This is a genomic window from Paenibacillus sp. Y5S-9 (assembly GCF_036894235.1).
In the GTDB taxonomy this organism is placed as follows: Bacteria; Bacillota; Bacilli; order Paenibacillales; family Paenibacillaceae; genus Paenibacillus.
Genome location: NZ_CP145887.1, coordinates 3202120 through 3215727, shown reverse-complemented (window position 1 = coordinate 3215727; position 13608 = coordinate 3202120). Strand labels below are relative to the sequence as shown.

13 protein-coding genes are annotated in these 13608 nt (G+C 43.6%); 2 read left to right on the top strand and 11 right to left on the bottom strand.

The annotated features are described in order from the left end of the window. Nucleotides 1-4 precede the first annotated feature (4 nt). From V6669_RS14295 to V6669_RS14265, 7 genes are all read right to left on the bottom strand, one after another. Complete coding sequence (locus V6669_RS14295) at nucleotides 5-1459, bottom strand: alpha/beta fold hydrolase (RefSeq protein WP_338594529.1); 1455 nt, start codon at nucleotides 1457-1459, stop codon at nucleotides 5-7. Between the two features lie 42 nt (nucleotides 1460-1501). Beyond that, nucleotides 1502-2485: an alpha/beta hydrolase gene (locus V6669_RS14290; protein ID WP_338594527.1), complete on the bottom strand. Its 984-nt coding sequence runs from the start codon at nucleotides 2483-2485 to the stop codon at nucleotides 1502-1504. 126 nt (nucleotides 2486-2611) lie between these two features. Further along, nucleotides 2612-3598: an alpha/beta hydrolase gene (locus V6669_RS14285; RefSeq protein WP_338594524.1), complete on the bottom strand. Its 987-nt coding sequence runs from the start codon at nucleotides 3596-3598 to the stop codon at nucleotides 2612-2614. Nucleotides 3599-3814: 216 nt separating this feature from the next. Beyond that, nucleotides 3815-5185 (bottom strand): HAMP domain-containing sensor histidine kinase, encoded by a 1371-nt coding sequence (locus V6669_RS14280; RefSeq protein WP_338594523.1) that lies wholly within the window; start codon nucleotides 5183-5185, stop codon nucleotides 3815-3817. Further along, nucleotides 5182-5856, bottom strand: coding sequence for a response regulator transcription factor (locus tag V6669_RS14275; RefSeq protein WP_076211879.1), 675 nt, complete (start codon nucleotides 5854-5856; stop codon nucleotides 5182-5184). The genes V6669_RS14280 and V6669_RS14275 overlap by 4 nt, the downstream gene beginning before the upstream one ends. Before the next feature lie 72 nt (nucleotides 5857-5928). Next, a complete protein-coding gene (locus tag V6669_RS14270) occupies nucleotides 5929-6462 on the bottom strand; it encodes a GNAT family N-acetyltransferase (protein ID WP_338594521.1) in 534 nt (177 codons plus the stop codon). Nucleotides 6463-6552: 90 nt separating this feature from the next. Then, nucleotides 6553-7158 (bottom strand): TetR/AcrR family transcriptional regulator C-terminal domain-containing protein, encoded by a 606-nt coding sequence (locus V6669_RS14265; protein WP_338594519.1) that lies wholly within the window; start codon nucleotides 7156-7158, stop codon nucleotides 6553-6555. 281 nt (nucleotides 7159-7439) lie between these two features. Between V6669_RS14265 and V6669_RS14260 the strand changes: the two genes are divergently transcribed. Continuing rightward, the gene (locus tag V6669_RS14260; protein WP_338594946.1) at nucleotides 7440-8879 is read left to right on the top strand and encodes a DHA2 family efflux MFS transporter permease subunit; all 1440 of its coding nucleotides are present in this window, start codon (nucleotides 7440-7442) and stop codon (nucleotides 8877-8879) included. Nucleotides 8880-8977: 98 nt separating this feature from the next. Here the strand turns inward: V6669_RS14260 and V6669_RS14255 are convergent, their stop codons facing one another. The 3 genes from V6669_RS14255 to V6669_RS14245 all read right to left on the bottom strand — a co-directional run bounded on the left by V6669_RS14255 (nucleotide 8978) and on the right by V6669_RS14245 (nucleotide 11855). Next, complete coding sequence (locus V6669_RS14255; RefSeq protein WP_338594517.1) at nucleotides 8978-10213, bottom strand: cytochrome P450; 1236 nt, start codon at nucleotides 10211-10213, stop codon at nucleotides 8978-8980. A 215-nt stretch (nucleotides 10214-10428) separates the two neighbouring features. Continuing rightward, complete coding sequence (locus V6669_RS14250; protein WP_338594516.1) at nucleotides 10429-10716, bottom strand: hypothetical protein; 288 nt, start codon at nucleotides 10714-10716, stop codon at nucleotides 10429-10431. Then, entirely contained in the window at nucleotides 10713-11855 is a 1143-nt protein-coding gene (locus V6669_RS14245; RefSeq protein WP_338594514.1) for an FAD-binding oxidoreductase, read from the bottom strand. Before V6669_RS14245 ends, V6669_RS14250 begins: the two co-directional genes overlap by 4 nt. Nucleotides 11856-12148: 293 nt before the next feature. Here V6669_RS14245 and V6669_RS14240 point away from each other — a divergent pair, with 293 nt between their 5' ends. Next, nucleotides 12149-12964 carry an AraC family transcriptional regulator gene (locus V6669_RS14240; RefSeq protein WP_338594512.1) on the top strand — a complete coding sequence of 272 codons (816 nt, stop codon included), beginning with the start codon at nucleotides 12149-12151 and terminating at the stop codon, nucleotides 12962-12964. Here V6669_RS14240 and V6669_RS14235 read toward each other — a convergent pair. Continuing rightward, nucleotides 12961-13602, bottom strand: coding sequence for an HAD family hydrolase (locus V6669_RS14235; RefSeq protein ID WP_127548321.1), 642 nt, complete (start codon nucleotides 13600-13602; stop codon nucleotides 12961-12963). The two genes, V6669_RS14240 and V6669_RS14235, sit on opposite strands and share 4 nt — an antisense overlap. Nucleotides 13603-13608: the final 6 nt, after the last annotated feature.

Genomic DNA, 13608 nt, shown 5'->3' with positions numbered 1-13608 from the left:
GGTATTAGAGTTCTTCTGGGTTTACAAATTTCACCTCCGGATACTTGTCGCTCGGTCCCTGAATCAGATCTCCACCCGTTTCTTTCAGTTGCTTGTTAAAGAAATCGAGTACATATTTATTCACGATGTTTGATCCTCTTTTACCATTAATGTCTCCTGTTATTCCGGACAGTTTAACCAGCTCCGAATAGAATTGAAGATCTGTGAAATTAAAGTGCTGGGTTCCTTCTACATAAATCACATTTCCCCCATGATTGATAACATTTTTCATAATGTGTAGCTCATCTGAAAGAAATTTAGTTACTTCATCATCCGAATTTCTATCCACTTCAAAATTGGCTAACCAGTCTTCAAAACTTCCCGATCGGATGAACATAAACGGCTTGTTTATATCATCTCTATTTTCCACTTCATATAGTGACCCATCCATATTAACCCCGGCCTTGATTCTCTGATCTAGATAAGTTGCATTAAACGCGGTTGCACCCCCAAAAGAATGCCCCATTGCGCCTATGTTATTTAAATCGATCTTCCCTTTAAATTGACTTTCGATTGCACCTGAATTCAGCTTTTCGATTTGATCGATTACAAACTCCACGTCTTCCGTCCATATATTCCCTGTTTTTGTACGTTCCTCTAGTGTAGTCGTACTTTTTTTATAATCCGTTACACGGCCATCTGGAAAAAGGGTAGCAAAGGTGCTATACGTATGATCGATGGTGACCACGATAAACCCATGACTGGCCAGATTCTCGGCCTGTGATGCATGTAGAACTCTACTGGTTCCCATACCATGAGATAGCAGTATCACGGGATAAGGACTTGTAGAAGATAATATTTCACTATTTTCATAAGAGTTGGTTTGACTATACTTCCAATAGTCGAGCACAAATTCAGGCAGTTTTAAAGAATTAGAGAAGCTCTGAATATACTTATTGAACCTCTCTTTATCTTTTGGAAACAGCGTGTCACGCTTGATATTATTCTTATTTTCAGTAGGGTACCAAACTTGAACCATTAGTTCCCTCTTATCGCTTTGATCTTCAGTGAAGCTTTCGTCTCTGTTCTGGTCCGTTAAATGAAATGTTTGAGTTCCCACTTTCTCTGGACCATCCGGCTTCGGCAAATTAAAGACAGGTAAGTATACAGACAAGGCAGTAGAAACAACCAGCAGAATGACAATTAGGGAAGATAAACTATATTTCAAGAACTTCCCTATTTTTAGATTCATCATCTTTTCGGAATGTCTGAGTAAAACAATAATTATGAATAGAGCCGTCATGATATATACCAAAAGCAACTGCCATCTGTATCCCTCAACTAACAATTGAACTACGAGTATAACGCTACTTCCTATCCCCACACCCAAGCCTGTTTTCTTTGCACTTCTTTTAATAAATAGTAGGTCTACGAGTAAAGCAAAACAGGATAGAACTAACAGTATCTCAAATAATCTCATTTAAATTCCTCTCTCTCAGCACGGCAACGGCCGAAACCATATTTATTTTGCTTCGTTCATAAATGCTCTTACATCTTCAGCAATTTTTTTGAATTGAGTATGATGTAAATAATGTGAACCATCCATAGTGATGACTTTCCCATGTACGGAATCTTTGATCTGCCCTTCATGCAACGGAATCCATCCTTCAACACCTTCATTATTTGCTTGTACAAAGAGAAGAAGTGGAAGGTCTTTAGGGAAGGTTAAACCTTGAGCACCTTTGAAATTGGAATAAATATGACCCATCTCATTTAATGACGTGGGATTATACATGTTTTTATTCGAGATCATTTTCATCTGCTCAACTGTGTGATCGTCAAATGCCAGTCCCTCATAGGGGTCTGCATTCACTTTCATCATTAATCTTAAGAGACCTGTATTTCTGAGAAGCGCAAACGTTTTTAATGGGAACTTCGCATCTGTAATACTAGGTTGGGTGGAAACACTACTGTCGATACCAACAAAAGCAGTCACCTCACCCGGATATTTGTTCACATAATCAATGCCGTAAATGCCTGCAATAGAGTGACCCATAAGCATGTACTGATGAATATCAAGTTGTTGCAGAGCTTCATGAATTTCACTTACGATATTCTCTGTGGTTCTTTCTTTTTCAGTTTCATCACTTAATCCATAACCGAATGGCTCAACAGCAACCACTTTGTAATATGGAGATAATTCATCAATAAGCAGCTTGAAATCAAGCGCTGGTGTTGCTGTTCCATAACCGGGCAGAAGCACAATCGTTTCCTTGCCTTCACCTTGAATGAGCACATTCATATTTTTCCCGTCTACAGATACATGCTGACCGTAGGGCTCTATCTTTTTCGCCTCTGAATTACTACTAATCACATTGGTGATATAAACAATACCTAAAAATAGAATAATGGCAATTAAGATTGCGCCCAGTACTTTAAGTATAATATTTCGTACCTTCTTGACCCTGGTTCTGTTCTTGGCTTTTTTTCCTTCTGGTAGTGTCACTCTGATCTTCTCCTGTCTTGAACTGTTTGTTCGGTTGTCTTCTTTGCTGCTAATGAAATCTTATCCAATGAAAATGTACTCTCCGTGACGCCAATATGAACTGAATATGAATAAGCCAATCAATATTTATTGCTGCGTCATAAAACTCCTGAATTTTTCAGCGATTTCTTTGGCATGGGAACGGTATAAATAATGATTTGCTTCGAGTAGCATCACTTCACCACGCACAGAATTCTCTATTAACTTCTCATGTTCAGGAACCCAATTCTCCGCTGCCGGATGATTCTTTTGAACAAAGAAAAGAACCGGGAGATTAACAGGCAACGTTAACTGTTCAGCTGCTTTAAAATTGGAATACATGCTTACAATCTCGTTTAATTGAGTTGAATTAAACATGTTCTTTTGTATCAAAATGTTCAATTGTTCTTTGGTTTGTTCATCATACGGTAGCCCAGCATATGGATCATCACTCATTTTCAATTGCAAACGTGGGAAACCCAAGTTACGGTACCATGTAATCGGTACGATTTCTGATGCTTCAACCTTCTGTTCACTAATTGCTGGAACACTGGTGTCCAGCCCGACATATGTACTTACTTCATCTGCATATTTGTTCACATAATCCAGACTATAGATCCCCGAAATGGAATGACCCATCAAGATATAACGGTCAATATGTAGACTCTGTAACGCTTCGTGGATTTCACTGACGATATTTGCTGTACTGCGTTCCTTTTCAGTCTGATCACTCAATCCATAACCAAAAGGTTCAACCACAACGACTTTATAATAAGGGGATAATTCTGAAATGAGTGGCTTAAAATCAAGTGCAGGTGACGCTGTTCCAAAACCCGGCAGAAGTACAATCGTTTCCTCGCCTTCGCCTTGAATGAATACATTCATATTTTTCCCGTCTACGGATACATGTTGACCATACGGCTCCATTCTTTTTTGCTCCGAATAACTACTGATTTTATTAACGGTATATACGGTAGCTACAAAAAGTAGGATTACTATAACGATTGCGGCAAACACTTTAAACAAGATGTTTAACACTTTCTTTATTTTGCTTTTACTTTGTACTTCTTTCTCTGCTTGTTGATTCACATTCATCTGCTCCTATCCTCATCTGTATATTGGCCTAACAGGCTGCTAATAAAAGCCTAACCAACGAAGATGTACTCCCCATGACCATAATATGAACGGAGTATGAACAAGCAAAAAAATGCCATGTGTAACATACAAGGAAGCTTGCATGTTACACATGACATGATAATTCGGTCTAGATACTCCGATGGATATTCTAATTCATTCACCTATCCTGTGAATCTAACTATCGGTTGGTGGATGGATGGGCAACGTGATCATAAAGGTTGTGCCTTGACCAGGTTCACTTTCCACTCGGATGTCACCCTGATGAAGCGATACGATCTGTTTAACGATTGCTAGTCCCATACCACTCCCGTCGTATTTACGACTGTGGGAACGATCTGCCTTGAAAAAGCGGTCGAATATACGCTTCTGGTCTTCCAGGGGAATTCCAATGCCCGTGTCGGATATTCGAACAGTCACATTTTTGAAATCCTCTTCGATACGGACTTTAATCATACCGCCATCCTTGGAAAACTTGATGCTATTTCCTATGATGTTTGTCCATACCTGATTTAACTGGTCGTGATCAGCCGTTACCTTCACGTTCTCCAAATCAAGCTCGAAATGAATGTTGCGCGCAGACCATTGCGGCTGAAGTGCCACGATGACCCGCCGGATCTGTTCATCAAGGCTTAATGTGGTGAGCCGTAGTTGCTGTGACTGCGATTCAAGCAAACTCAGCTTGAGCAGGCTATCGCTCATTTTGGACATTCGTTTCGCTTCAGAGATGATAATATCCAGATAACGGTTCCGTTCTTGTTCTGAGAGGTTTACTTGCTTCAGTGCCGAAGCGTAACCGGATATCGAGGTGAGTGGAGACTGAACCTCATGCGAAACATTGGTAACAAATTCCCTGCGCATCTGCTCCAACTGCTTCAGATCATGCATCATTTCTTCAAAGCTGCGGGCCAACGTACCAATCTCAGTCGTTTGCTTAATGTTCAACTTGACGTTGAAATCTCCAGCTGCAATTCGTTTGGTTGCTTGGGTCAACTTCTTAATCGGTCTCACCAGATATACAGAAGCAACCAGGATTAACAAACTTCCTGTCATCAACGAACTGATTGCAAAGATCAAGCCCCACTTGACCACAAACGTGGCTGAGGGAGGTGAGAGTGTTTCCAAAAACATCGCTTTGGTTCCCATCTCCGTTTTCAAAGGCAACCCTAAAATCACCGTAGCGATCCCATCCCTCGTATCTTGAACAACGCCCCCAGCTAATACTTTCTTTAGTTGCTCACTCGTCACAGCAGCAGACTTATGTCCGTTAAGTTTTCCGTAAGACTCGAACTGACCGGAAGCTTCGTAAATTCGGATATGATAGGAATTGAGCTGCTTCATTCCACTTACGTACAAGTCCGCCTCACGTACTGGGAGGGTCTTATAGATCTGCACAACGTCTTGGCCAAAATTACGCAAGTTAATTTGAGCGTTTTGGTTCAATTTGTCCTCAAATATCCAGGTAGACACAAAAAATGAAATGACCGTACCAGCGATGACAGACCCCAGAAAGGTCAGGACCACACGAATATATATGGATCGGATCATTCGTAGACCTCAAGTCTGTATCCTAGCCCACGCACCGTTTCAATTCGAAAATCAGGTGTAGTTGCGAATCGTTCGCGCAGGCGCTTAATATGTACGTCTATCGTTCGATCATCTCCGGCGTAATCAATACCCCATATCTGATCGATTAATTGCTCACGTGTATAGACTTGTCCTGGTGTTCCAGCAAGCTTATACAGTAATTCGAACTCCTTAAGTGGTAACGTAAGCGACTCCGTGCCTCTCATCACCTTATACGTCTGACGGTCCAAGATGACGTTGCCAAACTGGATTGTGTGTGTGGAGCCAATTTTGTATCGTTTCAGCAATGCTCGGACACGAGCGGTAAGCTCCAATGGATCAAACGGTTTGGTCAAATAATCATCCGTTCCCAGTTCGAATCCTTTCACCTTCTCCCAAGTCTCTCCTCTCGCAGTCAACATGAGTAGCGGGAGGTCGGGATTGGCTCTTCGGAGTTCCTTGCACAGTGCCCAACCGTCCATAACAGGCATCATAATATCAAGCACAACCAGATCCACTGGAGTTTCGCCATACACGGTGAGAGCTTCCTTACCGTCCGCAGCTTCCACCGTTGTGAATCCATCGTTTTTTAGAAATAAACAAACGAGTTCGCGAATATTCGCATCGTCGTCAGCAACGAGTATAGTAGCCATAGGTTTTTCTGTCCTCTCCGTTACGTTGAAATATATAGTTCAACTTATATAATAAATAGTAAAACCTCGTGCTTATAGTATATCTACAGCAAACATCGTATGCTCTTTCAACGTTCCTTGGATTGGCACAGGCTGTGACCCATTCTCCTTGAATCCTGCCTTTTGAAGGACACGGATAGAGCCTGTGTTTTCTGGTACAGCGCCAGCTTCGATTCGAGTAATTTCAGTTTCGTGTTTGGCAAACTCCAGCACACATTGCAGGGCTTCGCTCATATACCCTTTTCCTTGATGTAGAATATCCGTCACATAACCAACGATCCATTTTGGGGTAGAATCCAATATGATCTCGAACAAAGAAATTTCACCGACGAGTTCATCCGTTGTATGTAGAAAAATACCAAAAGAATAGCGATTTCCGTCTTCTCTCTTCTTGTTCCAGCTCTCAATAAGTGACCTTTGCCCTTCCAAGCTGTAGAAAGACTCATCCCGATTACTCGCTGAGATTTTCTCAATTTCCGCACGGTTACGAATCTGTAGATCCAGAAGCAAAGCGGCATCTTCCACATTCCAAAATCTCACATAGATACGTTCTGCACTATATTTCATTACATTATTCCTCCTCTATTACGTTAGGTGAAATGGGCTACAATTTTCCTGTCATATCTCCCCATTTGCCATCAGTGGATTCTACTTTGATTATATCAGTTCATTATACGAGTACGAGCGAATCAAAGAGAATTGTTTCGCCAGAAAATGCGGGGAATACGGCATGTCGTTGCGCAGCCAGGCGACAATGGTGCCGATCAGGGCGGAAGAACCGTACCAGATTGCAATCTCCTTATGAATACCAGATTCTTCGAGTTCATCCTCCATCTCCACCCGATCAATTTTGGCTTTGACCAGCGTACTCAACAATTTGAGCAGTCGTTCGGTAAAAATCGGTGTGCGCTTTGTAGCAAGTACGACCTTATAAAACGAGGCGTTCTCTGCAAAATGCTCCAGTAACTTGACCAAAACAGGCCAAGCCTCTTCCGTCCTATGCTTCTCAAAATGAGGGGCATATTCATCCACGATCCGTTCAATATGCTCAATCATCTCGTCGGCCATCTTCTCCATCATATCCGTAATATCTCGATAGTGCAGGTAGAAGGTTACCCGATTAATCGTCGCTCGTTCGGCAATTTTGTTGACTGACAACTTCTCAATATCCATTTCCTGCAGCAATTCAACAAATGCACCTCGAATTAACTGACGTGTTCGCAATATTCTTGGGTCCACGGCTGATTTCTTCTCGTCTTTCACGTGTATCCCTCCTTCAAATTTTGAACATTACAATTTTAAACGATCAGTCGTTTATTTTTGATTTAGACAACAAACTCATAATTTCTGTAAAATAAACAACGAAAACACATCATAACGTAAATTGTAATCTGTCCGAATATGTATATAATTCAATAAATACAATGTAAACTATACAACACGTTGTAAATTTAGTCACGCGTGGATTGAAAGGATGAAAAGGATTGAGTCAGGCTAGAGTACAAGAAGAATTATCCGTAAAGAAAGGCCCCATCCTGTTTATCATGATTTTGGGAGCCTTCCTTGCAACGTTGAATCAAACGATCATGAGTGTCGCTACACCTGAACTGATGGGTGATTTTAACATCTCCGCCGCAACAGCACAATGGTTAACGACAGGTTATATGCTGGTGAACGGGGTACTTATCCCCATTACGGCTTACTTCATGCAACGCTTTTCAACCAAGCAATTATTCCAAGCTTCAATGTTTATTTTCCTGATTGGTACCATCGTATCCGCCCTTGCAACCAACTTCGGCACATTGCTGACAGGACGCATGATTCAGGCAGCGGGCGCGGGCATTATCATGCCGCTCTTGATGAACGTTATTTTGACCTTGTTTGCTCCTGAAAAACGAGGATCAGCCATGGGTATGGTTGGTTTTGCGATCATTTTCGCCCCTGCAATTGGGCCTACACTTGCCGGTTATATTCTGGAGAACTACTCTTGGCAAACGATGTTCTACGGCATGATACCCTTAACTCTTATTGTCATTGCCTTTGCGTTTGTATACCTGAAGAATGTATCCGAACGAGTTAGTACGAAGTTCGACACCATCAGTGTGGTACTGTCCACCATCGGATTCGGCGCATTGCTGTATGGCTTCAGCAGAGCAGGAAGTCTGGGATGGTCAAGTGCAGAAGTACTTATCTGTATCGCTGCTGGTATAGTTGCTCTTGCACTATTCACATGGCGGCAGCTCGTTTCAGATACTCCGCTGCTTGATCTGCGGGCTTTCAAATACAACATGTTCTCCCTGACCACGGTCATTAGTATCGCAATTACGATGATCATGTATGCTGACATGATGTTGCTTCCCTTGTACCTCCAGAACGCACGTGGTTACACTGCACTGGAGTCCGGATTATTACTGCTCCCGGGTGCTCTTGTCATGGGCTTCCTGATGCCTGTAGCCGGAAAATTGTTTGACCGATTTGGAGCAAAATGGCTGGCTGTTATCGGGATGGTGATCACCATAGTGACGACAATTGGTTTCATCGACTTAACGGATTCAACCAGCTATGGTTACCTGGTATTAATGTCAACTGGCCGCCGAATTGGTATGGCTCTGCTCATGATGCCGATTCAGACTGCGGGGCTTAACCAACTGCCACCAAGACTTGGTGCACACGGCACAGCTATCTCCAACACCGTCAGACAAGTAGCTGGCGCTGTGGGTACTTCATTGCTCGTGAGTGTCATGACCTCCCGTACAACGGCACACGTACAGGATATGATGGCGACTGGTGCAGCCAATGGTCTCAGTCAAAAACAGCTTGCTACAGAATCCATGATCCAGGGTATCAATGATGCTTATGTTGTTATCATCGGTATCGCTGTTGTGGGATTGGTTCTTTCCTTCTTTATCAAACGTACCAAACAAGCCAAAGAGGAAGAAATCAAACAGGTGGTAAGACAAAAAGTTTCTATGAACTCAAATTAAGGTGTCCAGCCTCATAATTGCTTGCATAACAAAGCGGCAGATCAAGACGTTTACGTCTGATCTGCCGCTTTTTAGGTTGTATCCCGTATGATTCCTTCTCACTCCGCAACGATCTTCACTGGCAGATGGGTTAACGACTGTCCCGGAGCTGAAGTGGCCAGATTACTCTCCAGATCAAAGGACTCCGCCGGTTCAATCCGAGCAATCTTCTCCACAAATGCTGTCAAGGCGATGCTTAGTTCCATTCTTGCCAATGGGGCACCTAGACAAAAGTGTGGGCCATTACCAAAGGTAAGGTGTTTTTTGTTATTCCGACGATGAATGTTTAGCTCAAACGGGTCTTCAAACATCTGCTCGTCCATATTGGCTGCACTCATCCAGGAGATGACGACATCCCCTTTTTTCAAGTCTACTCCGAGGAGTTGGTTATCCTGCTTCACTGTCCGATGTCGCTTGGCATTGTGGAACCGATAACGAAGCATTTCTTCCACTGCGAGCGGAACCAACTCGGGATTCTGTCTTAGTTGGCCATACAGACTCGGGTCATCGTACAGGAAGGAATAGAACGTATTTGAAACCATATGGCTTGTTGTCTCAATACCAGCTCCGAGCAGAAGCATGGTCGTGCGAACAACCTCATCCTCCGTGAACTTCTCCCCCTCAACATCAACGTTCAACAGATCCGTAATGATATCCTGACCAGGATGGGACCGTTTATGAACTACAACAGGATACAGAAATTGATAGTACTCTTGCGCTGCAGTTTGTTTTTTCAGTTCACTCTCTTCAGCAGTCTTCGGATTGGTAGGTTGAAACAGAATATCTACCCAGTTCTTGAAGCGATGACTGTCTGTGAGAGGGATGCCGAGCAGATCAGCCATAACCATCGAAGGCAGCGGAGCAGCCAACGCTTGAACAATATCAATGGTCGTATTCGGCTCAATATCTGCTACCAGCTGCTCTGCAATGTTGCGAATGCGTGGCTCCCAGTTCTTCAGACTACGCGGTGTAAAAGCAGCAGATAACAACGAACGACTTTTTTGATGACGGGGAGGATCGATACTTGATATGTTTAATTTGTCTGGGGGTGTGCCTTCATTGTTTTTCGCTCCAACGGCAATGGTCGTCCGGGTTCCTTCGGCTGAAAAATACTCATGATTACTGAGGACCTGCTTCACGTCATCGTATCTGAACACATTCCAGGTGTCTGTATCTTCGTGATAGTACACAGGATGCTCGGACAGCATTTTTCGAAACCAGTGAAGTGGGAAAAACTCTTCAGATCTGGACTGAAACCCCGTGATGTCCTCAACGCGTATCACTTCTTTATACATTTGGAATCCACCTCTCAGCATAGTTTCGTGATTGGTTACATGGGTACCTGAATTGACAGTTCAGCACCTGATTCCATTTTATACCATACGTTCATTTATTGATATAAACCATTTGAACTAAATCAGAAAAACCCCTTAATATAAGGGGTTTTCGTTTTATACGTATCGTATATTATTTTTGTCGGTGTTTCAGAGAGATCAGCGATACGAACCGATCAATCCCCTAGTTTCGCCAATGCTTCCTGTAGCTGATCCAGCTGTGCAGACAAGGTTTCAATCAAGTTCTGCGTTTGGCGTGCCTTCTCCATTAAGACTTGCTCGTCCGAACCCTCTTTCGATGCTTTACCGATTGGTGATGACGACAATTCCGACAATTCGCTTTTGTATGTTTCTTGTTTCTCTAAAGCTATGCGCAGTTCTTCTTTAGTCGTACCGATCTGATGTTCCAGATATATGATGTCGGACGAATTCGCTCCATCGGATAAACGTTGTGAATATGTCATGACTCACCTCTTTTAATTTCATCCATTGCTTTGCCAACAGCATAGGGCTCAATATCGATATCCAGTTCCATGCCGAGAGCTAGTTTCGCCAGTTGACTCCCGATAAAAGGACCCATGGTCAATCCAGAGGCTCCAAGTCCATTCGCGGTAATCAGACCTTCCCAGCCTGGGACAGCCCCCATTACTGGCAGAAAGCCTGGCGTGAACGGACGGAACCCAACTCTTACTTCCTGGAATGTGCTATTGGCTAGCCCCGGCGCCAGTTCCAGACCTTTATTCAAAACTTCCTGCATGCCTCCTGCAGTTACTCTTGTATCATAACCCTCCACATCATTTTCATGAGTGGCTCCAATCACAATCTTCTGTTGATCAAAGGCCAAGAGATATTGGTCAGAAGGTGGCATGATCACAGGCCAGCGGCCTGTATCCTCCCCATCCGTGACATGTAGATGCATAATTTGTGCCTTTTGATAATGCACTTTAAAGTGTAACCCGAGCGGCTTCAGCAGTTCGTTGGCCCATGCACCTGCACAGACAACGACTTCATCTGCCAGGAAACTCCGATCATTAACACTCACACCAACGACCCGATTTGCTTCGAATTGAAGCGTGGCGTCTCCGTGAATCACTTCCGCTCCATTTCGCTGTGCAGACCGGATTAAGGCATCACGCAGCGCCCTTCCATCTATACGTGCAGCACCGCTGATATGTACCGACTGATAACGTTCATCCAGCAATGGAAAACGTTCATGGGTTTCTTTTACATCCAGAGGTGTGATGTCGCCAATCTCCGGTGCATCTGCTTTGCGAAGATGGGCCCGCCCTTCCATCTTGTTGATTTTGTCCACGTCCGTATGAATACTGAGCGCACCCACTTGAGCATATCCGGTTTCCGTTTCTCCTTCACCCTCAAGCTCCGCTATGATGCCAGGATAGAACCGCGCACCAGCCTTGGCGAGCTGATACCAGTCCTGATTACGTCGCTGTGACAGCCATGGACAGATGATACCAGCAGCTGCATCCGTTGCCTGTCCTATATCTTTTCGGTCTATGATGATGACCTCTGCGCCATGTTTGGCTAATTGATAGGCTGTTGATGCCCCCAGAATACCCGATCCGACTACGATGACTTTCTTCATGTTTGCATTCCTTTCTTTAATCACTCATTCGTTATAGCGTATAACGTTTCGCATTCTGTTGGCAAGGCAGGCGTACTTTAAGGTCCATATAGAGGCTGATCAGACCACTGTTCATACTCATTCATCCAAGAAATAATTGTTGAAACATTTATATGAAAACGTTTTATATATTACCCGTCATTCAATTAAAATTATTCCATTTATGTAATATAATTCTTTCTAGGTTTCTTTTAACTCTGTAACCACGCCACTTACGCACATGATCCTTTAACGAAAAGAGGAATAACACGACGATGCCGAAACCTAGCATGGGGAATCCGCTGGATACCGATATGCCGCTCATGATTACAGGGCAAAACCAGTTGACCGTTGATGAATTGATGAATTGGAGCGACCATTCACGGGATTACAGCATTGTACAGTGCATCGGAGGAACAGGGCGAATCGCAGCAAAGAATCATGAATTTTCGATCAAAAAAGGGACCGCTCTTATTTTGTTTCCGGAGGTAACCTACCGTTACCACAATCTGAGTGATTCATTACGATTTGATTGTCTGTCTTTCAATGGCTATTTGTTGCCACGGTTCTTGCATACCTTGCAGATCGGGGAGCTGCGCGCCTTCAAGCCGGATGGAATGCTTCATATCCTGTTGCGTGAAATTACGTTGGCGCTGCAGTCCCGGCACAAGGATCAGATCTGGCACGTATCCGCATTACTGTACATGCTTTTGGTCAGATTAACCATTGAAGGTGAACGCTATAGTGCTTACGAACGTTCTGATGCCCGATTAAGATTGGATGAACTCATTACTTTTATCAAACAAAATTATCATCAGGATATTTCTCTCCCCATGTTGGCTGAGCAGATGGATGTTACCGAGCAGCACCTGAATCGGATATTCAAAAAAGAATTTCAAATGACTCCACTGGAGTATCTCATGAGATATCGGTTGTTGAAAGCCAAGGAAATGCTCATCGAAAATGACGCTACAACCGCTCATGAAATAGCCAAAGCCGTTGGTTTCAACAGTGCCAGTTACTTTGGGTCAGTGTTCAAAAAATACGAAGGGATCTCCCCTATCGAGCTACGCAAGCAGTATCTGGATTAAAGCGCCTCCATATCAATCTCGGCCAGCGAGGATAACCGAAGTTCATGCATGGCGAATTCCAGACCACGCGTTACCTCGTTAGGCACGATGATACAACGAATACCTGCTGCATTGGCTGCCTTCAAGCCATTAGGTGAATCTTCGAACACAATCGCTTCGGAAGCCTCGATCCCAAGACTCTGGAGAGCAAGAAGGTACAGTTCAGGGTCCGGTTTCACTCGCTTCACATCCTCAGATGTATGAACAACTGTAAAATAATCGAAAATGCCTAACTTCTGCAAGTAACCATGCACCCAGTCCCGTGTGGAGCTGGAAGCAACCGCAAGCTGAATCCCCTTCTCCCTCGCAGACTGAAGCAATTCATACACCCCCGGAAGAATGGCAGCCTGTCCCAAATAGACTTCGTATTTCTGTTCAGAGAGAAGTTTGATATGATCATGATCTATCTTTTTTTGGAGCGCCTGCTCCAGATATAGAAATGGATGAAACTCCTCAAAGGATGTCCCCACATTTTTCGACCATAGCTCCAGACCAAGTTCCACTCCGTGCTCTTCATAAATATCGCGAAATGCATAGTACCAAGGTGTCTCTGTATCGACAATGAGTCCATCAAAATCAAATATAAATGCTTTTACCATGAACCT